Raw genomic sequence first — 16415 nt, 5'->3', positions numbered from 1 at the left:
GTGGCCGCCGCAAAGCAAAGCGCCCGGAATCCATCGGAAACCGGGCGCTCAGGATGGGAGGGAACGCGCTCCCGCGCGATCCCGAAACCCCTGTCTACAGAGGCGAGGGCGCTGCCCTCGATGCGGCTCCCGCCGCTAGGCCTTGGTGCGCTGCTCGCGGCGCAGCGCGCCCCGGTAGAACAGCCACACGAGCACGGCGTAAGCGAGGATTGCAGGGCCGAGCCAGTAGTTAGCCCCCATCAGTCCGCGGCGGATGGTGCCATTGACGATGGGGAACCCGATAGCCCATAGGCCCCACGTGAGCACGACATTGACGGCGGTGCCGCCCAACAGCGCAAACAGGTAGCGTAGCCCCTGCGTGCCGAGCGTCTTACCCGGCTCGCAGCGGCCGAGCAGAAAGAACAGGCTCGCCACGCCGAACACGAACATCGCGAGTGCGTTGATTTCGCCGATGATGGCCCCGCCGCGCCAGTACGGCGCGATGGCGAGCAGGCCGAACCCCTCCATTGCACACACGAAAGACAGGCCGTACCAGAGGCGGCCGCCGCGCATGATCCGTTGCCAGCGCCCTCCGGCATTAGCCTTGCCCATGACCGCCCTCATCGCGTTGGAGATAGTTGAGCATGGCGGTCGCTCCCGGCCCCAGCTCGTGCGCGAATCGCGCGCGCTGGATGTCGACCTGCCGCTTCTGCACGACCGCCTCTCTCTCGGCCCGCTCGGCGATCTGACTGAGGGCTTCGGCGCTCACATAACCGTGCTCCTCGATCTCGCGCGCGAGGCTTACCTTGGCCGACTGAGGGATATGCGGGTTCTGGACAATCGCCACGAGCAAATCGTCCGTTGCCTTGCCATCCCGCACGGCGGCCCATCTTTCTGTGAGCGCTGTCGTTTCATACACAACAGCAGCGACCAACAGGCACGCGATCAGCCACAAGAACAACTGCGCAGACGGGATGAACGGCTTGTCCTGATGCGACAGCAGCGCCCAAAGCGCCCCGACAATCTCCCCTCCGTGATTCCAGCAGAGATAGATGATTGCGCAAACCAAGGCGAGCACCGCCCACCCCGCGAGCGCCCTCATCCTCTGATTGCCCCGGTATTGTGGCGAGGCGACACAAACCGCCTGAATCGTTTCCTCGATGGTTTTCGCCGAATTCATCGCCCTACCCTCCGCTCAGCGGTTCGCCACAAGCGTGACGAGCTTGACCGACTTGACCATTTCGGAAAAACCCCCGAGCTTGAATCGCGCCGACTCGCCGGGGTCAAGATGGTTGACGCTGCCGCTTGCCCCGCCTTGGCTCACATGACCGTCTGCCGCGTAGCCCTTGAATTCAAGCCACACGTTGATGGTGTGGTCGGTGTTGTTCGTGACTTGCCCGACAACGGAATTGCTGTCGCCCACTTGATAGGTAATCGGCAAGCCTCGCGCGCCGTCGCCCTGATAGTTGGTTTCCGCACGCGCTGACAGGCTGAATGTCATCGCGACTGCGAGCAGGCCGCAAGCGAGCGTCGAACGGTTGATTTTCATGATGTCCTCTCAGATTGATAGTGTGGTTTCGCGGGCGAAACTGGCCCGCTCTACGGGTAACTCGGCTCGCGGAGTTTGCGAAACACCACGACATTCGCACCGAACGGCACGTAATCGAGACTTGCCGCATCCTCGCCATAGATCTGCCGGAGCGCGGCACCGGCCGCTTCCGCCGATGGATTGGGGTCGTTGGCAACTAGGTAGGGGAGTCGTCCGACCACATACGCCACGCCATGCTCATTGACCTCGACGACCTCACCATCGCGTGCGCCGATTGAGGCAAGGGTTTTCAGGATGACATCGTTGAGCGGCGTCCGTCCCTTGCGCACCGGATCGGGGAACCCGTAGCCGATCATGAGTGTGCCCGGCTGCTCCGGCCTGCCTAACAGCCGCTTCGCCCAATTCAGTATCGAACCCATAAGCGTCAAACCGGTTCGCGTTTGCCACACCAGCGGCAACGCATGTGGTCGAAACTACGCCCGCGCCACTCCGGCTCCATCGCGTGCTCTGTTCGACCGCCTACGCACTCACCCGGAACACGATGGTCAAGCGGCGCTGTGTCGAACGTCACACCGCCGTCCCACTCTAGCGTTACGGCCGAGCCGCACGCAGAACATGAGGATGCTTCGCCGTCGTGTGCGTCATCCGCGTGGTGTTGCTCGCCACGGTGATTGCACTTAGGACAACGGTACACGTACAACACGCCGGAATCTCTAGACATAACAACCCCTCGCCGTCTTAGTTGTCCTCGCCGCGCCACATACCATGAGCGCGCTCGAAATACTCGCGAGCCATCATGCGCTCGTCGCTCCCGTTGCTGCCGTAGCCGTCCGCTCGCGGGCAGTTCACGTAGCTATCCAACGCTGCCACGTCGGCGATAAAGCCGCGCAGCACGTCCTCGGGTTGCTGCTTGACTTCCGCGCAAAGGTCGCAAAACTCGGGCGGCACGGCAATGGTGATATTTCGCGTTTCGTCCGCGATGAAGCCATTCGCGCCGGGAACGATCCCGCGCGGCGCGAGAAAGCCCTCGGGCTGCGTCTCACTGCGCCAACCGATCGCCTCCCCGTTGTAGCCGTCATAGCCGATCCCGGCCCGCTCGGGCCGCTCAAACACGTCCAGTTCGAACGCGCGGCGCAGGGTCTGGTCGCCGTAGGGTTCGAAGCGGTAAAACGCGGCGTGGTGCTCCGTCGCCGGGGCGAACGTAGCGACGCCGATCTGGCCGATCTTCTTCGTGGTGAATTCGTCGGGCTTGCCGTCAGTGCGCGGGTATCCGGGCAAGCTGAGTGTGCCGCCTTGATACTCGATCACCAGTTCACCGGCCGCACTGACCTCGACCAGGCGCGCGTCGAAATATTGGGTTGCCTGCATTAGGTGGTTCTCCATCATGGCCCGCCATAGCGAGCGATTGTTAGCAGTAGCAGAGCGCGTTCGGTTTGCCGCACGCTCTGCAAATATCGCCGGTCGCCTCCTGCTCGTCCACGAGTGCGCCCATGCACGGCTGGCACATATGTGGAACAAACAAGCCGACGAGAGCACCGGGTTCTACCTCGCCCCCGCACTTGGCGCACACGTGCCGCCACGTTGCGCCGTCAAACATACCGCCGCACCGCTGGCAAAGGTCGGTCGCGCCCTCCACGCGAGGCACGCTCGCGGGACAGACATCGTGGTAGTGCTCGCCCCACTTGGCGATGTCAGCAACGCATCGCGGCGTCGCGCATCGCCGTGCCGATTTTTCGCTCATGTGTACCTCTATTGAATGGCCCGCCGAAGCGGGCGCGGGTGTCAGTAGCCTTGCTTGGCGAGTTCGGCGGTCAGCGTGCGCGCCATGATCGCACGCTGGTCATCGTTCAGCGTGGACATGATGGCCTTCAACGCCTCGGCCGAAGCGAAGGCGCGCGCGACGTCAGAGCGCATGCCACGGATCGCCTTCACTTCCTGCGACTCGGCGAGACGCACATAGAGCGCCCCGATGTTGCCCCACGTGGGCGTGATGTCGATGGTTTCGGTTGCCATGTTGGTGTACTCCGGTGTTATGGCCCGCCGAAGCGGGCAGGGGTTATCGGGTGGTCAGGAGCATGTAGTCGATGAGCGTGTCCTCGGCCTTGTCGAGGATTTCGCCTGCGGCCTCGTGCGAGTTGCGGCCGTTCGGGTAGACAACGGCCGGGGCCGACAGGACACCATCGGCCCACTGCGCCAGTTCGGCCGCCTCCGCGCTCTCGTCGGTGAACCGGAAGAACCGGCCGCCGCGCACGATCACTTTCAACTGTCCGATATAGGTCGTTTCCATCGCGCACATCCCTTCGTCGTGGCCCGCCGAAGCGGGCGCGGTTGTCACTTCGGCGCGTACCGCTTGCGCTCGATCCACTCGGCTTTGCCAAGGTCTACGGTGCGATTCGCCCATGTGAACGCCTCGCCAAGCTGGCGAAAGCCGCCTACCTCGTCGCCGCTGCTCAGGTGAACGCGGTAATCCATCGCTCCGGCGTGAACGATGGCCGCGCCGAAGTCGTCGGCCTTGCCGATCCGGGCCTTGGTGCGCCCCGCGACGCGCTCGGCCGTCTTGTACGCGCCGAACGACTCGGGCAGGTTCGCTTGCCATGCCCCGGCCGCGCGGCTGGCACAAAAGCCGACGCCCTGCACGATGGCGTAGTGGAAATGCGTGCCGAGCACGCGGCGGGCGACTTCTTCGCTCATTTCGTCGCGCCAGTAGTCGGGGCTGTTGGACATGGCTGGCTCCTGTTAGGCCGTCTGAACCTTGGCAAGCGCGGCGGCAAGCTGCTGTTCGTTGATGCTCTTGAATGCGCGGAACGTGCCGTCGTCGTTCAGCACGACCTCATCCCACACGCCCATCGTGTCGCGGTAGATCACGCGATGCGAGTCGAGCGGCACGCCCTCGCCCTTGATGTCGGCGAGCACGCGCTCGATGTCGTTGGTGACGCTCATGCCGTTGTCGTGGTCGATGATGCAAACGACGTTGCCGTGAAGCTCGTAGGTGTAGTCGGCCGTCGAAGTAAAGAGATTTCGCGTCATGTCCTTTGCCTCGTTGAATTTCAGGGTGATACGACAGACCGGGCCGATACCGAGATGCACCGACACCGGATCGGTCAGGGGCTTACCGCAAACACCGCATTTCCACGTCGTCATTTCCGCCACCTTCGTCTCGATCACCATGACTCAAGTATAGGCGACGTATATAGAAATGTATATAGAATTAATAAAAAAGTTTTTTATTGTTGGCGCGCAGCGATACCCGAAACCAATCGGGTGCGGGGCAAGTTTCGCCCCGCGAAACCGCCCTTACGCGCCCTGCTTGGCCGGTTGAAACGACAGCCGCAATCCGAGCGCGGCCGCGATCTTCATCACGGTTGCGAAGCTCGGATTGCCTTCGCCGGACAGCGCCCCGTAAATGCCCTCGCGACTCATACCGGTATCACGCGCGAGCTTGCTGATGTTCCGCGCGCGCGCCACGTCGCCGAGCGCTGCCGCGACCAGTGCCGGGTCGCCGTCCTCCATGACTGCATCCAGATAGGCCGCAATATCTTCCTCGGTCTTGAGGTAGTCGGCCGTGTCGTATCGGCTGAATTTGACTGCATCCATGCTTACTCCTTCCACTGCGCCGCGATAGCCTTCGCCATGACAATATCCTTGTCCTGGCTGCGCTTGTCGCCGCCGCAGAGCAGCACAACCACAACCGGGCCGCGCTTGAGGTAATAGACCCGATATCCGGGGCCGTAGTCGATCCTCATTTCCGAAACACCCTCGCCGACCGGCTTCACGTCGCCGGGATTCCCGAGACTCAAGCGGCGGATGCGGGCCTCGATGCGAGCACGCGCGCGAGTGTCGCGAAGCTCGGCGAGCCAATGGTCGAATAGGTCGGTTTTGATGAGTTCGATCATGTGTCAACTATACCTGACACCCTCCGACCCGTCAACCATGCCTGACAATTATTCTTTGCCGCCGACGTTGCGCCGACCACCCTCCTGCAAGCCAAACAGGGCCTTCGCATACCGCCCGAGCTATCCCCGCGTGCTGCTGGCCCTCGCCCTGCCCGCACGGGCAGGGTGCGGCGGTAGGGGCCGGGTCGGTAGACCTCGCGCGCAGCGCGACCCCGTAGCCCGCCGCAGGACAGCACGCGGCCACGGACTCACGCGCACCGACAGCCCGCCGTGCAGTGCAACAAAACATGCTCGAGCTCGAGCGCCGGCAGCTGCTCGATCGTCGCCCGGAAACCCGCGTCGAATCTAGGTTTTGCGCTGCGCCGTTACATTTTGTGCGGCGCACAAAAAAAGCGGGCGCACGCCCGCTATCAAAACCAACATCATTGTCCTGCAACGAATTACCCGACCCTACTGCCCGCCGCGTCTCGCAGTGGCCGCAAATTCCGCCATCCCTCGACCGGGAAGGTGCGATCCGGATTGAACAGCATGGCCGCCACGTCTAGCAGGCTGGCGACGGCCATCGCCGGATCGTCCGGCAGTTCGAAACCGTGCGTTGCCGCGATCTGCCGCGCGGTCGATATGTGCTCGGCCGCCATGTCAGGTATCGCAGGATCGTCCCAATGCCTGCGCCCGGAGAGAACGTAGGGCAAAACATGGCCGATGCCTCCAATCGTTTCGGCGTCGGTCGCGCGCCCTGCGTATCCCGCAACTTCGAGCACATAGCGCATCTGCTCGACAAGCCGGTGCGCGTCGCGCTCCGCTTTCACGGCACGCGCCACAAGGTCGTTGATGCGCTGATCGCGCTCCGCGAGTTCGGCGCGCAACTGTTTGACATCGGCAAGGTGTTTCGACTGAGAAAACATCATGCGCTCCTGTGTCAGGGTTGGACTACGAGTTGACCGTTCGGCCGGGTCAGGCTCACGGGCTGGCCGTCCGTACTCAACGTCACCGCCCATCGCTCCGTGACGCCGCTACGCAGACGCACATCGACAGACTTCCGGCCGGTGATGGCGACACAGCGACGGGAGCCGTCAGGGCAAGCATCCGATCCCTCGACCACCTGCTTTACGCCGTCGATCAGAACAGGGGTGTTCGGCCCGAGTTCGGTTGCGGGGATGGCCGGTATGGCGATGTCGTGCGTCGCGACAACATCGAGCGGGCTGTATTCGCCGGTCGGGCCGAGCGCTGCCGCGAGCACTGGCTCGCCTGCCCTCGGGAGTTGGATGCTATACCCGGCCGGTGTAGACCATGTTCGGCAAGCGACATCGCCTTGTCGCTTGACGCAGACCATCCGGCTCAACTTCGGGATGAGCACGACAGCAGAGTTGGCGGCCCGCACGTCCTCGGCGACCAGACATACGATAAGCGAGCCGTCAGGCGATTCGGCGAGCGAGGATTGTCGCGTCGTCGGCACGCATGGAAACGAGCGGCCTTTCGCAAGCAAGCGGTCGGCCGGGGCCGCCGCGTGAACGGGCGAGGCGAGCGCCGCGCCGAGCGCCGCGAGAATGCAGAGTGTCTTTTTCATGATGGCGTCGTCAGTCGGTCGTGCCGCCAGTTTCGCGGGGCGAAACCGGGTCGAATTTGCCGCTCGGCCCCGTGGGGTCGATCAGGTATAGCTCGCGATCCTTGTCGCGAAGCCAGAGCGGCGGATTCCCGCGCCCGCTCCATGTCTCCCCGCTCGCCGGATCACGATAGCGCGGCTGCAACGCCTGCTTGCGATACTTGCCGCGCGTACCCCATCCGCGCATCAGTTCCTTGTGCTGGATGCCGTAGGTATCCATGAGGCGATGAATCTCCGTCATCGCGTCCTGCTTCTCGCGCTCGCGCGCCTCTTGAATACGAGCCTCAAGCTCGGCAAGCTCGGCGCGAAGCTCCGGGTAGGTCTTGGGTGCCATCTGCTCTATATCCTCTCAGTGATGACCGCTTATAATCGACACATGGACTAACATCCATGTTGGTATTCCGCCCGCCGAGTCATCGCGCGGGCTTTTTTTTGTCCTCGCGCACCTGGCGAACGACCGTCACGGGCGCGCCCTTGGCCGCGCTCAACGCGACGCGCACGAGCGCGGCGACAACAGCATCGGGCGCATCGTCGGGCAGGACTACAACGCCCGTGCCGCACGCACCCCCCGGCGCGGCAAATGCAGGGGCATACGCGCCCTCTACGGGCTTCTCAGGCCCCTCGGTCGCCTGCCCCTTGGCCTGCGCCTCGTGAAACTCCCACACACGCCTGACGGTGTTGCTGACGGCCTGCTTAGTCCATCCCTGCTCACGCGCGACGGCGACGATTGACTTGCCGTCCACCATCACGGCGCGAGCCGCCTCGATCCGTGGTTCGGCGATCTTCATCAGGATCAGGGTAGGGCGCACGGCGGCAAACTCCGCCGCCGTGATTCGCCGCATGACTTTCGACATAGCGGCTTCACCCATCACCAGTCCGCCATTTCGTTCTCAGCGGCGGCCAGCGTAACGCGCAACGAAAAGTCGCTGTCGCCCTTCGCCTTCGTGCCGAGCAGGTACGCGATGAAGCGCAACACATCGGCCCCGGTCACGTCGTGCAGGTTGCTCCGGAAACACAACAGCGCGTGTTGCGTGATGTTCTTGTAGTCCACATCCATCCCGATCTTGAACTGCTCGCGCAGCAGCTTTTCCGCACGGCGCGCTACGTTTGACTCGCAAACCATCGCCGTGCTCGAACGGTTCAGCATGTCGGCGACCGCACCAAGAAACTCATCGTCTCTCATCGCGTCCGTGTCCTCGACACCGGGCAGGGTCATCGTGGCCTCGGCCGCCGTCGCCGGTTTTTGCGGCTTCTGCGGCTTCGCGGGTTGCGGTGCGGCCTTGCCCTTGGCCTTGCCGTCCGTGGCCGCGTCGTCGGCCTTCTTGTCCTTCTTGACGCCGTGCCGCACGAGCGCATCGGAGACGATTTCGCGCTTGTCGCCGCCACGCTTGGCCGCGAGTTCATCGACCACCTCTTGCGCGGCCTCCGGGCCTGCCTGCTTTTCGAGGCGTCGCACGCTGTTGATCGTCTCAAGGTCGGACGTGATGTTTTCGTTCAACAGGCGTTGCCCCTGCTCTTGCAGGTCGAGCACGGCGAGGATTTTCGACACGTAGCTCTTGGTGAGGTTGTGCTTGGCGCACAACGCGGCACGGTCGCCGCCGAGCTTTTGGAGGTCGCGCGCGAGCTTCTTTGCTTCCTCGGCCTGCGTGAGGTTCTTGCGGTGGACGTTCTCCGCATACTGGATGTCCTCGGCTTCCTCGTCCGTCATCTGGCGAATCCGCGCCCTGATCTGCGTCCAGTTCAGCAGCTTCGCCCCACGATAGCGGCGCTCACCTGCGACAAGCTCATAGCCCCCGTCCGGCATCGGGCGAACGAGAATCGCCTGAATCTGCCCGTGGGCCGTCATGCTGTCGGCCATCTGCTGAATCGAGTGCTCGCCGTCCTCGAATTCCGTCCGAACCTGCTCTTTGACGTGGATCTCGGTGAGATCCAGCATCACGTCCTGTTCGTCCGACTCTGCGTAGAACTGGTCGAGGCCGCCGAGCATCGCGGCTGCGTTACCGAAAGCGTTCTTTGCCATGTTTCAGCCCTCCCTTACGCCTTGTCGCCGAGAATCGCGCGGCAGGCGCTGCGCCATTCGCGTGCGGCCGACAGGTGGCCCTCGCCCTTCGTGCCTTGCCAAACCGGCTTGCCTTGCGCGATGGCCTTCTTGACCGCCGTGCGCTCGTTGATCGTCACGGGCAGGATCACGTTCGGGTAAGCCTCGCGAAGCTGCGCAAGCTGCGCAAGCTCGTCCTTGCTGCGCGTGTTCACCTTGCTCGGCAGGATGCCGATGTGACGCAGGCCCGGATTGAGGCCCTTCGTCTTGATCGTGTGGATGGTCATCATCAGTTCGCGCACGCCCGCGAGTTCGTACAGGCCGACCGACACCGGCGTGAGAACCTTCGATGCGGCGGCCAAGGCCGCGGTGAGATACCAGCCCTGTCCGGGCGGGGTGTCGATCAGGCAGAGGTCGTAGCCTGCGGCCAGTGCGCGCACGTTGCGCGCGAAAATCTTCGCTTCCTCCGGCCCCTTGCCTTCGAATGCGAGCAGGCCGCGATCAGCCGACACGACCGAGATATTCGGGCTGTAGACCCCCGGCGCCTTCGTTGCGCCGACATAGATTTCCGATGCCATGAGGCCGCCTTGCTCCACCGGAAACGACATGCTCAGGCTTCCCTGTTTGTCCATGTCGAGCAGCAGAACGCGCTGGCCCAATTCTTCGGCCGCGTAGTGGGCCAAGTGAACCGTCGTGGTGGTCTTGGCGATGCCGCCTTTCTGATTCGCAACCGCGATGATGTCAACCATGATGGATAACTCCGATGTTGGTAAGTGCTGCATAGGTGTTGTTGTGTACTGCAACTACAGAATACCTTGGCCCGCCCTCATGGTCAACCTAAATGAGTTGACCGAATAAAAAAGTTTTTTATTGCGCGCCGGATGCGATACGTTCCGTCAATTGCCCCGCGAGCGCTGCGCCGACCACCCTCTTGCAATCCAAACAGGGCCTTCGCATACCGCCCGAGCTATCTCCGCGTGCTGCCGTCCCTCGCCCTGCCCGCACGGGCAGGGTGCGGCGGTAGGGGCCGGGTCGGTAGACCTCGCGCGCAGCGCGACCCCGTAGCCCGCCGCAGGACAGCACGCGGCCACGGACTCACGCAGACCAATGTAAGGCGGTTTCGCCCGCGAAACTGGCTTAGTACGGATTTCGTGTTGTTTGATACAGCCCCGGCGCGGGCCGCCGCAAGGGCGTCGAATGTCCGTGGAACATTGCCGCTCAATTCGGCGGCTCGCCTTGTCAGAGTAGGTGCGGCACGATGCCGAAGATTTTCGCCGGGTGTTTCACGACGGCCCCCGGCGCGCGGTTTCGCCCCGCGAAACTTCGCTGCGCACGGCTCGGCAGAGAGAGGTTAATCGCGGCTCCCGCCGCGTCGGCCTTGAGTTTCCTCGGCGCGGTCGTAGTCCTCAACCCAATCGACAAGCGCGCGCAGCTCGTCTTTGTCGGTCTGCGCGTCAAGTACGCGCAACACGTCGCCGTAAAAATCGCCTGACTTCGGGAAGTCGATGCCGCGCGAGCGCAGGAGGCCCGCCGCGATCTTGAGGCGCTTCTTGGCGCGGTCGCTAAATGCCTGCATGGCCGGTTACTTGGGCTGGAACTGCCACGGCCGGGAAACGTCGAGCAGGCCGAGCAGCTTGTCGCCGCTGATGATGGAGACGTGCGCGCTCTGGCGCGCGAGCGTCTTGCTCGCCTCGCCAGTGCGGCCGGTGTGGATGAAGATGCCTTTGCACCCGGTGCGTTCAACGATGTCGATGAACTCGTCTACGTGCGCCCGGTTGATGTGGCTGCCGTAGCGCTTGGCCTGAACGAAATACCACTCCCGGCCGATATGCACCTTTCCGTCGATTCCACCGTCGCCCGTATAGCGGTCGTTGCGCTCGATGGGACAGCCGCGAAGCTCAAACGCTTCGAGCAAGACTTCCTCGAACACGAGCGGCGGGATTTTGCGCAGGTACGCGAGCCGTTGCGCCGCGTGCTCGATGCTCGGCAGCTTGTGGAGCACCGCGCGCGCTTGGGCCTGAAAGCGGCGGTGCCGCTTCGCGCGATGGCTGAATCGACGGCGGATACTCGCGGCCACGAACCGGGCCAGCACGACCAGGAGCACGACGAGCGCAAGGGCGGCGATCTGCCCGGACGGCGACAGGTCGGTGAGGTGGTTGAGGATCAGGGCCATGACCGTCTGAATAAAACTTTGATTTAGCGATTGTAGGCGCAGCACCGGGGGAAGTCATCGACCGCCTTCCTGCAAAGCCGCTTTTCTCCGGCGCGTCTGTTCCCGTTGCGTTGTGGCCGGAGCGGTTGGTGGAAGGTTTTCTATCTCATTGGGGCAAGCCCGTAGGGCGCGTCAGGCCGTAGGCAAAGCTCGCGGGGAGCCGGTGGTTAACTCGGGAACCCCGGTAGGGGCTATACCCACCCTTGCGGTGGGGATAGCCGAGTTATCCACAGGCGGGCGCGGGAACTGCTGGGAGCCGGGGTTTTGCGAGGACTGAAAAATAAACGGCTGATAAAGGGCCGTCAGCTAAATCTCCGGGCGACCGACACTTAAAACCGCGCGGGCGGCCGAATGTGGACAAGTCCACGTGCGGAAATGGATTGCGCGGCCCAAAATCCGGGCTTTCTGGCCGCTCGCGCGGCTTGGTGAGGGTCAAGGGTGCGGGAAAGTCGCCGCGAGGGCGTAGAGGGGCCTCGCGTGAGGCGATGCAGGGGTTACGAGCGGTCGGTGTTGCCGGGTGGCGGGTCGGATGGCGGTGGAGGCTCTGGCGCGGCCGTAGCGGGCGCGGTGGCCGCCTCGTGGCGGCCCTTGCGGTTCGCCGCGCCGTTGGCGGCCGGAACGCGCAGGAATGCCTTGAGCGAGGCCAGCGCGCCGGGGGCTTCGGCCCTGCCGCGCGCGACGGCCTTATCCTCGGCCGCCTTCCGGCGCTCGGCCTCGTGGCGCTGTCGGCGCAGGCGGGCTTTGCTGCGCTCGTCGGCGAGGCGCTTCGCCATGCCAAGCGCCTCAAATACCTCGGCGGCCACGGCCTTGAGCGCGACGGCGCTGCGCCACGTGCGCGTGTCGAGGTCGAGGCGGCGATTGCGCTGCTCGATCTGGATCAGTCCGGCCGCCTTGAGGTCGTGTAGCGCGCGCTCGGCGCGGCGCTCGGGCAGTCCGGCTTGCTTCGCGAGCCACGACACGCGCAGGTTGAGCATCGAGCCGTTCGGTTGCGGCACGCCGACCCGCATCGAAACGAGGTCGAGGTATTTGAGGCAGGCGGCCAGCATCTGCATGCACGCGGCGCTGCGCTCCGAGCGCTGTTGCCGTGCCGAGCCGTTGATCGCGTTGAGGATCGGGAAGAAGCGGCTCGGCGCGGTCATGTAGCCGGACAGGGCCGCGATTGCATCGGTCAGGATCGCGGGCAGGCCGCCTTTGCCGGTGCGCGGTGGCTCCGGCATGGCAGAGGGCAGCAGGGGCAAAGCCTGCTGTCGGCGCAAACGTTGGAGGCGCGCGGCCATGATCGCGAGCGGGCGCGGTCAGTAGGCGGGCCGGGGAATGAACTGAGGAATTGAGGGGTACGTTTCTTGGTCGTAACGCTTCATGTTGTAGCCTATAGATGTGCGATGTGACTTGACATCGAGGCACGAAGCATTAGAATCGCGTTGTCCAGACGACGATTCGAGCGCTTTGCGTGCCTCGATAGTTTTCGGTAGAAAGCCCCGGTTAGCAGCCGGGGCTTTTTGCCTTTCGGGGCCGGAATTCTTCGGCTCCCTCAGACTCTCTACCGCCCATTACTTCCCATCTGCTGCGTTGCGCCGATTCATGCGGTTTTGATGAATCAGACGCAAAATTTGCCTGATTTTAGGCTATTCCGCGCACTTTTCAAAGCCCCCTAAAAAACCTGTTTACTTTGACAGGTGAGCGGTGAGGTTTTACGGGGCTCACCAGCCACGCCGACGCACGCCCGATACGGTTTCGAGATTGCGCAGCAGCGCGGCAAGCTCGGCGTCAGTCGTCGGGTAATTTCCGACCTGACGAAGCTCACGCAAGCGGTCATGTTCCAGCAGGAAACAAACGCTATTCACCATCGCCGGAAAATCGGCCGGATTTTCTGCGATGGTGCGCGCCTGTTGAATGCAGAGGCGCTTGGTGCGCGCCGATACGATTTCCGGGTAATCGTCGGCGTGCTCGGCCGCGCAGACTAGCTCGCGGATCACGCCCAACGCGAAGCGCTCGGGCGTCATGCTGCGGCCCGTCTGGATCGAGCGCGCTTGCCGGTCATAATGCGCTGCTCGATGGTGCTGCGATCCTCGTCACGGACAAGCGGCGCGATGCTCTCGAAAGAGTACAGGCCGGGTTTCACGTCCGGCGTTCGCTGGACGTGAACGGTCGCCCACTCCGGCGACGCGGCCGATTGGCCCTCGATCTGGACAACCAGACAACCATTCATCACGAAGATGCGGTGTCGTAGGTAACTCGGTGTGCTCGGCGTCATTGGGCGGAATCTCTAGTGAAAACCGGCCGCACGCGGCGGCCGAAGTGAGGCAGTTACGCTTTGCGAGCCGCACGACGTGCTCGGTTTCGTGTACGAAGCCAGCCGAGCATGTCCGGCTCGTAGAAGTGCATCGTGCCGTCTGCGAGCCGGGAAATCGACATACGGCCGGTCGCCGAAATCTTGAGATAGCGGCGAAGGACGTATTCAATCTCGTCACGGTAGACATTGCGCAGGCCATAGGTGGAGCCGGTGAACATCCAGTTCGCGGCGAATGCAATCACCCCGACGCTCAACAGCATGTAGATCATGGCTGAGACGCCTTGGTGAATCTGATTCGGTGTCGCGTGGCGGATGGCCGTGAACGTCTGCATAAGCGCATCAGGCGCGAACAGGGCGCTCGCGAGGATCAGCCAAAAAGCGATAGCCGGTATCACGATAAGGAACTGGTCGAACATGCGCCACGGGACGCCGAGCACGTTGAACGCCTGCGCCCAAAAATGGCGCCAGTCGTCGGCCACTTGGCCTTGGAACGCCGCAAGCTTGTCATCGGGGATTGTGGCGACACGTACATCGTTCATGTACACGTCCCACACCACATTAGCCGCATCGGTTGCCGGACGCTCGGCCCGCTCGGCGAGCGATCCCCGGTAGTCTGCGATGCTGCGGTTCGTGAACAGAAAGGTGGGGATGCTAAGTACGGCCGCCACGACGGCGGAGCCAGCATTCGCGCCACTGAGGACAAACAGACCAAAGACGATGAACGCGGTGGCTGCTGCCGCGATCAGTGCCACATTGCGATTGTCGAACATAGATGCCTCCGGGGAAAAAGCCGACCGCGCGCGGCGGCCGGTCAAAGCACTCCGGCAAAATCCGAGGGCCGAGCCGAAGTGAAAAAGGCGGTTTCGCGGGGCGAAACTGGCCGCCGCGTTACTTGAACGTCGCCGATCCGATCCCGGCGCTGCCGCTCGTCATGGGGGTCCAGCGCAGCGGATCGCTACGCTGACCGGCAACGTCTACGCCCGAGTTCTCGCACCTGTAGCCGTCGCGCAGCGCGCCGAGCGAATACGCCTGCCCGTTGTAGTAGCAAAGGCGGGTGGAGTCTTGTGCGGCGGCCTGCTTGGCGTTCTGCTCGATCAGCACGCGCATGTTGGTGTTCAGTTGCGCGACCTCCCGCTGCAACACGGTCGCGTCTCCGGCCGTGACTTCAGCCGTCCCGGCGAAAGCGGTGTGTGCGGCTGCGAGCGCGGCGCACGTGGCGATGATTTTCTTCATGTTGTTGCCTCTCTCAGTAGGTGGACGTGTACGGCTGTCCTTGGTTGTAGACCGTCATCCAGTTTGCGATGTACTCCTTCGCGAGGTCCGGCCGGTTCCAGATAACGAGGGCGTTCTCGGAGTTGCGCCGAGCAGCCGCGCTGTAGTTGAAACTGCCCGTCTCGATGTGCTCGCCGTCGATCACCATGTATTTCGAATGTTGCATGGGATACGCGGCGACGATGCGGGTCGGGATACCGGCGTTGACGATGAGATTAAGCGCCTGCTTTCCGGCGCGCGAGCGGTCCTCCGCGAGGTTCTGCTTCTCGTCCACGGCCACGCCGACATCCACGCCCCGGCGCTTGGCCGCGATCAGCGCCCGCGCGACGGTGGGCGAGGTGAACGCGTAGGCCATCACGCGGATGGACGAGCGGGCGCTGTCGATCGCGCGGATGACAAGCGCCTCGGCCGTGCCGTCCGGCGAAAAGCCGACGCTGATCGCCGTGGGCGCGGCGGGCAGCGTGTCGGCCATCGACGGCGCGGCGACGAGCGCCGCGACCGTGAGGGCAAGGGCAGGGAGCAGGCGCTTCATGCGCGCGACTCGTTGGCGGCGGCCGGAACGCGCGTATGCTGCACCACGCCGTCGGCCGCGATGGTGAACTCGAAGTCCGACGCGTGATACTGCTCGGCCGTCACGCCGCAGTAGATCGAGTCGAACAGCCACGCGGCCATGACCATGCTGATGGTCGCGCGGCTGAGGTCGTCGTCGGTGCCTTCCTCTACGGCCTTGAGCACTTCGCCCGCCCAAAACGGGATCGCGCCAGCCGTCCAGTCCGCGCCCTTGTCGCGACAGTTCTGCACCCTGTCCTCGGCGATCTTGAGCAGGTTGGCGGTGTCGAAGTGTTCTTCGCTGCGGAAATGCGGATCTCCGGCCGGGTTGAGCACGAGCGTTGTTACCTTCATTGCGCGGCCCTCCCGATCACTTGACGGGCGTAGCAACGGCCGGGGCGCTCGCATCAGCGGCCGACGCTTGCGCGACGGTGGCCGCCGCGTTGCCGCGCTGGCTGTTGGACGCCTCGATGATGCCGTGCAGGCCGCCCGCATCGACGGAGAAACGACGCTCGACGCCATCGAGCTTGTAGTACGGCCCCGCCTGCACGGCCGTCCACGGCGCACCGCTCGCGTGCTGGAATACCGGCGCGCCTGCGCCCGGTTTCAGCACGACATAGGTACGCTGGCCGTCATCGAATACGGAACTGACGGCGGAATTCGACACCGCGTAACCGAAGTTGTAGCGGGTATCGGATGCGCTTACTTGCGGGCCTTGCGCGGCGCACGCGGCGAGCGCGAGGGCGGATGCTGCGAGGATCAGTTTCAGTCGCATGATGCTCTCCTATCAGGCTTTGGCCTTGTCTTTGAGCCACGTTTTGAACGTCGAGTCGCTGGCGAAAAAGCGCTTCAGGATCGCCTGCACGACATCGTTATCGGTCACGGTTTGCTTGTTCCGGTCGGCGTACATGGCGATGTACTGCTCGATGCTATCGGCCACTTCCGGCTCAAGCTGATACGTTTTCTTGACCGGCGGCTTTGCCGGATTCAGGTCAAGGTAAGTCGGTGCGGTGGGCTTGCGTGCCAT

The 16415-nt window shown here is 63.6% G+C and carries 28 protein-coding genes; all 28 read right to left on the bottom strand.

The window, feature by feature from the left end; all coding sequences use genetic code 11:
• Nucleotides 1-135: 135 nt before the first annotated feature.
• Nucleotides 136-591: a hypothetical protein gene (locus U4Y91_RS35960; protein WP_321809043.1), complete on the bottom strand. Its 456-nt coding sequence runs from the start codon at nucleotides 589-591 to the stop codon at nucleotides 136-138.
• A complete protein-coding gene (locus U4Y91_RS35955) occupies nucleotides 578-1159 on the bottom strand; it encodes a hypothetical protein (RefSeq protein ID WP_321809042.1) in 582 nt (193 codons plus the stop codon). Before U4Y91_RS35955 ends, U4Y91_RS35960 begins: the two co-directional genes overlap by 14 nt.
• A 15-nt stretch (nucleotides 1160-1174) precedes the next feature.
• On the bottom strand, nucleotides 1175-1528 hold the full coding sequence (locus U4Y91_RS35950) for an FxLYD domain-containing protein (RefSeq protein ID WP_321809041.1): 354 nt from the start codon (nucleotides 1526-1528) through the stop codon (nucleotides 1175-1177).
• Nucleotides 1529-1578: 50 nt separating this feature from the next.
• Nucleotides 1579-1884 carry a hypothetical protein gene (locus U4Y91_RS35945; protein ID WP_321809040.1) on the bottom strand — a complete coding sequence of 102 codons (306 nt, stop codon included), beginning with the start codon at nucleotides 1882-1884 and terminating at the stop codon, nucleotides 1579-1581.
• Nucleotides 1885-2266: 382 nt separating this feature from the next.
• Nucleotides 2267-2896 (bottom strand): hypothetical protein, encoded by a 630-nt coding sequence (locus tag U4Y91_RS35940; protein ID WP_321809039.1) that lies wholly within the window; start codon nucleotides 2894-2896, stop codon nucleotides 2267-2269.
• 414 nt (nucleotides 2897-3310) lie between these two features.
• Nucleotides 3311-3541 carry a hypothetical protein gene (locus U4Y91_RS35935; protein WP_321809038.1) on the bottom strand — a complete coding sequence of 77 codons (231 nt, stop codon included), beginning with the start codon at nucleotides 3539-3541 and terminating at the stop codon, nucleotides 3311-3313.
• 43 nt (nucleotides 3542-3584) lie between these two features.
• Nucleotides 3585-3815 carry a hypothetical protein gene (locus tag U4Y91_RS35930; RefSeq protein ID WP_321809037.1) on the bottom strand — a complete coding sequence of 77 codons (231 nt, stop codon included), beginning with the start codon at nucleotides 3813-3815 and terminating at the stop codon, nucleotides 3585-3587.
• A gap of 44 nt (nucleotides 3816-3859) precedes the next feature.
• Entirely contained in the window at nucleotides 3860-4252 is a 393-nt protein-coding gene (locus U4Y91_RS35925) for a hypothetical protein (RefSeq protein ID WP_321809036.1), read from the bottom strand.
• Nucleotides 4253-4264: 12 nt separating this feature from the next.
• A complete protein-coding gene (locus U4Y91_RS35920) occupies nucleotides 4265-4696 on the bottom strand; it encodes a DUF6011 domain-containing protein (RefSeq protein ID WP_321809035.1) in 432 nt (143 codons plus the stop codon).
• Nucleotides 4697-4822: 126 nt separating this feature from the next.
• Nucleotides 4823-5122 (bottom strand): addiction module antidote protein, encoded by a 300-nt coding sequence (locus tag U4Y91_RS35915; protein ID WP_321809034.1) that lies wholly within the window; start codon nucleotides 5120-5122, stop codon nucleotides 4823-4825.
• A 2-nt stretch (nucleotides 5123-5124) separates the two neighbouring features.
• Entirely contained in the window at nucleotides 5125-5421 is a 297-nt protein-coding gene (locus U4Y91_RS35910; RefSeq protein WP_321809033.1) for a type II toxin-antitoxin system RelE/ParE family toxin, read from the bottom strand.
• 440 nt (nucleotides 5422-5861) lie between these two features.
• Nucleotides 5862-6329 (bottom strand): hypothetical protein, encoded by a 468-nt coding sequence (locus U4Y91_RS35905; RefSeq protein WP_321809032.1) that lies wholly within the window; start codon nucleotides 6327-6329, stop codon nucleotides 5862-5864.
• A gap of 11 nt (nucleotides 6330-6340) precedes the next feature.
• A complete protein-coding gene (locus tag U4Y91_RS35900) occupies nucleotides 6341-6988 on the bottom strand; it encodes a hypothetical protein (protein ID WP_321809031.1) in 648 nt (215 codons plus the stop codon).
• A 10-nt stretch (nucleotides 6989-6998) separates the two neighbouring features.
• Nucleotides 6999-7358 (bottom strand): H-NS histone family protein, encoded by a 360-nt coding sequence (locus tag U4Y91_RS35895; RefSeq protein WP_321809030.1) that lies wholly within the window; start codon nucleotides 7356-7358, stop codon nucleotides 6999-7001.
• Between the two features lie 79 nt (nucleotides 7359-7437).
• Nucleotides 7438-7893 carry a TrfB-related DNA-binding protein gene (locus U4Y91_RS35890; RefSeq protein WP_321809029.1) on the bottom strand — a complete coding sequence of 152 codons (456 nt, stop codon included), beginning with the start codon at nucleotides 7891-7893 and terminating at the stop codon, nucleotides 7438-7440.
• Nucleotides 7893-9044: a ParB/RepB/Spo0J family partition protein gene (locus tag U4Y91_RS35885; RefSeq protein WP_321809028.1), complete on the bottom strand. Its 1152-nt coding sequence runs from the start codon at nucleotides 9042-9044 to the stop codon at nucleotides 7893-7895. Before U4Y91_RS35885 ends, U4Y91_RS35890 begins: the two co-directional genes overlap by 1 nt.
• A gap of 14 nt (nucleotides 9045-9058) precedes the next feature.
• The gene (locus U4Y91_RS35880; protein WP_321809027.1) at nucleotides 9059-9865 is read right to left on the bottom strand and encodes a ParA family protein; all 807 of its coding nucleotides are present in this window, start codon (nucleotides 9863-9865) and stop codon (nucleotides 9059-9061) included.
• Nucleotides 9866-10413: 548 nt separating this feature from the next.
• Nucleotides 10414-10638: a hypothetical protein gene (locus U4Y91_RS35875; protein ID WP_321809026.1), complete on the bottom strand. Its 225-nt coding sequence runs from the start codon at nucleotides 10636-10638 to the stop codon at nucleotides 10414-10416.
• 6 nt (nucleotides 10639-10644) lie between these two features.
• Nucleotides 10645-11235, bottom strand: coding sequence for a restriction endonuclease (locus tag U4Y91_RS35870; RefSeq protein WP_321809025.1), 591 nt, complete (start codon nucleotides 11233-11235; stop codon nucleotides 10645-10647).
• A gap of 533 nt (nucleotides 11236-11768) precedes the next feature.
• On the bottom strand, nucleotides 11769-12551 hold the full coding sequence (locus U4Y91_RS35865) for a hypothetical protein (protein WP_321809024.1): 783 nt from the start codon (nucleotides 12549-12551) through the stop codon (nucleotides 11769-11771).
• Between the two features lie 423 nt (nucleotides 12552-12974).
• Entirely contained in the window at nucleotides 12975-13277 is a 303-nt protein-coding gene (locus U4Y91_RS35860) for a hypothetical protein (protein ID WP_321809023.1), read from the bottom strand.
• Nucleotides 13274-13528 (bottom strand): hypothetical protein, encoded by a 255-nt coding sequence (locus U4Y91_RS35855; RefSeq protein ID WP_321809022.1) that lies wholly within the window; start codon nucleotides 13526-13528, stop codon nucleotides 13274-13276. The genes U4Y91_RS35860 and U4Y91_RS35855 overlap by 4 nt, the downstream gene beginning before the upstream one ends.
• A 53-nt stretch (nucleotides 13529-13581) precedes the next feature.
• Nucleotides 13582-14337, bottom strand: coding sequence for a hypothetical protein (locus tag U4Y91_RS35850; RefSeq protein WP_321809021.1), 756 nt, complete (start codon nucleotides 14335-14337; stop codon nucleotides 13582-13584).
• Nucleotides 14338-14455: 118 nt separating this feature from the next.
• Complete coding sequence (locus U4Y91_RS35845; RefSeq protein WP_321809020.1) at nucleotides 14456-14800, bottom strand: DUF1496 domain-containing protein; 345 nt, start codon at nucleotides 14798-14800, stop codon at nucleotides 14456-14458.
• A 13-nt stretch (nucleotides 14801-14813) separates the two neighbouring features.
• On the bottom strand, nucleotides 14814-15311 hold the full coding sequence (locus U4Y91_RS35840) for a phospholipase D family protein (RefSeq protein ID WP_415750531.1): 498 nt from the start codon (nucleotides 15309-15311) through the stop codon (nucleotides 14814-14816).
• Between the two features lie 56 nt (nucleotides 15312-15367).
• Nucleotides 15368-15724: a hypothetical protein gene (locus U4Y91_RS35835; RefSeq protein WP_321809018.1), complete on the bottom strand. Its 357-nt coding sequence runs from the start codon at nucleotides 15722-15724 to the stop codon at nucleotides 15368-15370.
• Nucleotides 15725-15758: 34 nt separating this feature from the next.
• A complete protein-coding gene (locus U4Y91_RS35830; protein WP_321809017.1) occupies nucleotides 15759-16163 on the bottom strand; it encodes a hypothetical protein in 405 nt (134 codons plus the stop codon).
• Between the two features lie 12 nt (nucleotides 16164-16175).
• Entirely contained in the window at nucleotides 16176-16415 is a 240-nt protein-coding gene (locus U4Y91_RS35825; RefSeq protein ID WP_321809016.1) for a DUF2274 domain-containing protein, read from the bottom strand.

It is taken from the genome of Burkholderia sp. BCC1993 (genome assembly GCF_905339865.1).
GTDB lineage: Bacteria > Pseudomonadota > Gammaproteobacteria > Burkholderiales > Burkholderiaceae > Burkholderia.
Note: the sequence above shows the minus strand (reverse complement) of the source record. Positions and strands in the feature narration are given on the sequence as shown.

Bases quoted from the DNA above. Each gene is read 5' to 3' on its own strand.
- U4Y91_RS35960 (WP_321809043.1), bottom strand. From the start codon at position 591: ATGGGCAAGGCTAATGCCGGAGGGCGCTGGCAACGGATCATGCGCGGC.
- U4Y91_RS35955 (WP_321809042.1), bottom strand. From the start codon at position 1,159: ATGAATTCGGCGAAAACCATCGAGGAAACGATTCAGGCGGTTTGTGTC.
- U4Y91_RS35950 (WP_321809041.1), bottom strand. From the start codon at position 1,528: ATGAAAATCAACCGTTCGACGCTCGCTTGCGGCCTGCTCGCAGTCGCG.
- U4Y91_RS35945 (WP_321809040.1), bottom strand. From the start codon at position 1,884: ATGATCGGCTACGGGTTCCCCGATCCGGTGCGCAAGGGACGGACGCCG.
- U4Y91_RS35940 (WP_321809039.1), bottom strand. From the start codon at position 2,896: ATGCAGGCAACCCAATATTTCGACGCGCGCCTGGTCGAGGTCAGTGCG.
- U4Y91_RS35935 (WP_321809038.1), bottom strand. From the start codon at position 3,541: ATGGCAACCGAAACCATCGACATCACGCCCACGTGGGGCAACATCGGG.
- U4Y91_RS35930 (WP_321809037.1), bottom strand. From the start codon at position 3,815: ATGGAAACGACCTATATCGGACAGTTGAAAGTGATCGTGCGCGGCGGC.
- U4Y91_RS35925 (WP_321809036.1), bottom strand. From the start codon at position 4,252: ATGTCCAACAGCCCCGACTACTGGCGCGACGAAATGAGCGAAGAAGTC.
- U4Y91_RS35920 (WP_321809035.1), bottom strand. From the start codon at position 4,696: ATGGTGATCGAGACGAAGGTGGCGGAAATGACGACGTGGAAATGCGGT.
- U4Y91_RS35915 (WP_321809034.1), bottom strand. From the start codon at position 5,122: ATGGATGCAGTCAAATTCAGCCGATACGACACGGCCGACTACCTCAAG.
- U4Y91_RS35910 (WP_321809033.1), bottom strand. From the start codon at position 5,421: ATGATCGAACTCATCAAAACCGACCTATTCGACCATTGGCTCGCCGAG.
- U4Y91_RS35905 (WP_321809032.1), bottom strand. From the start codon at position 6,329: ATGATGTTTTCTCAGTCGAAACACCTTGCCGATGTCAAACAGTTGCGC.
- U4Y91_RS35900 (WP_321809031.1), bottom strand. From the start codon at position 6,988: ATGAAAAAGACACTCTGCATTCTCGCGGCGCTCGGCGCGGCGCTCGCC.
- U4Y91_RS35895 (WP_321809030.1), bottom strand. From the start codon at position 7,358: ATGGCACCCAAGACCTACCCGGAGCTTCGCGCCGAGCTTGCCGAGCTT.
- U4Y91_RS35890 (WP_321809029.1), bottom strand. From the start codon at position 7,893: ATGGGTGAAGCCGCTATGTCGAAAGTCATGCGGCGAATCACGGCGGCG.
- U4Y91_RS35885 (WP_321809028.1), bottom strand. From the start codon at position 9,044: ATGGCAAAGAACGCTTTCGGTAACGCAGCCGCGATGCTCGGCGGCCTC.
- U4Y91_RS35875 (WP_321809026.1), bottom strand. From the start codon at position 10,638: ATGCAGGCATTTAGCGACCGCGCCAAGAAGCGCCTCAAGATCGCGGCG.
- U4Y91_RS35870 (WP_321809025.1), bottom strand. From the start codon at position 11,235: ATGGCCCTGATCCTCAACCACCTCACCGACCTGTCGCCGTCCGGGCAG.
- U4Y91_RS35865 (WP_321809024.1), bottom strand. From the start codon at position 12,551: ATGGCCGCGCGCCTCCAACGTTTGCGCCGACAGCAGGCTTTGCCCCTG.
- U4Y91_RS35860 (WP_321809023.1), bottom strand. From the start codon at position 13,277: ATGACGCCCGAGCGCTTCGCGTTGGGCGTGATCCGCGAGCTAGTCTGC.
- U4Y91_RS35855 (WP_321809022.1), bottom strand. From the start codon at position 13,528: ATGACGCCGAGCACACCGAGTTACCTACGACACCGCATCTTCGTGATG.
- U4Y91_RS35850 (WP_321809021.1), bottom strand. From the start codon at position 14,337: ATGTTCGACAATCGCAATGTGGCACTGATCGCGGCAGCAGCCACCGCG.
- U4Y91_RS35845 (WP_321809020.1), bottom strand. From the start codon at position 14,800: ATGAAGAAAATCATCGCCACGTGCGCCGCGCTCGCAGCCGCACACACC.
- U4Y91_RS35840 (WP_415750531.1), bottom strand. From the start codon at position 15,311: ATGGCCGACACGCTGCCCGCCGCGCCCACGGCGATCAGCGTCGGCTTT.
- U4Y91_RS35830 (WP_321809017.1), bottom strand. From the start codon at position 16,163: ATGCGACTGAAACTGATCCTCGCAGCATCCGCCCTCGCGCTCGCCGCG.
- U4Y91_RS35825 (WP_321809016.1), bottom strand. From the start codon at position 16,415: ATGGCACGCAAGCCCACCGCACCGACTTACCTTGACCTGAATCCGGCA.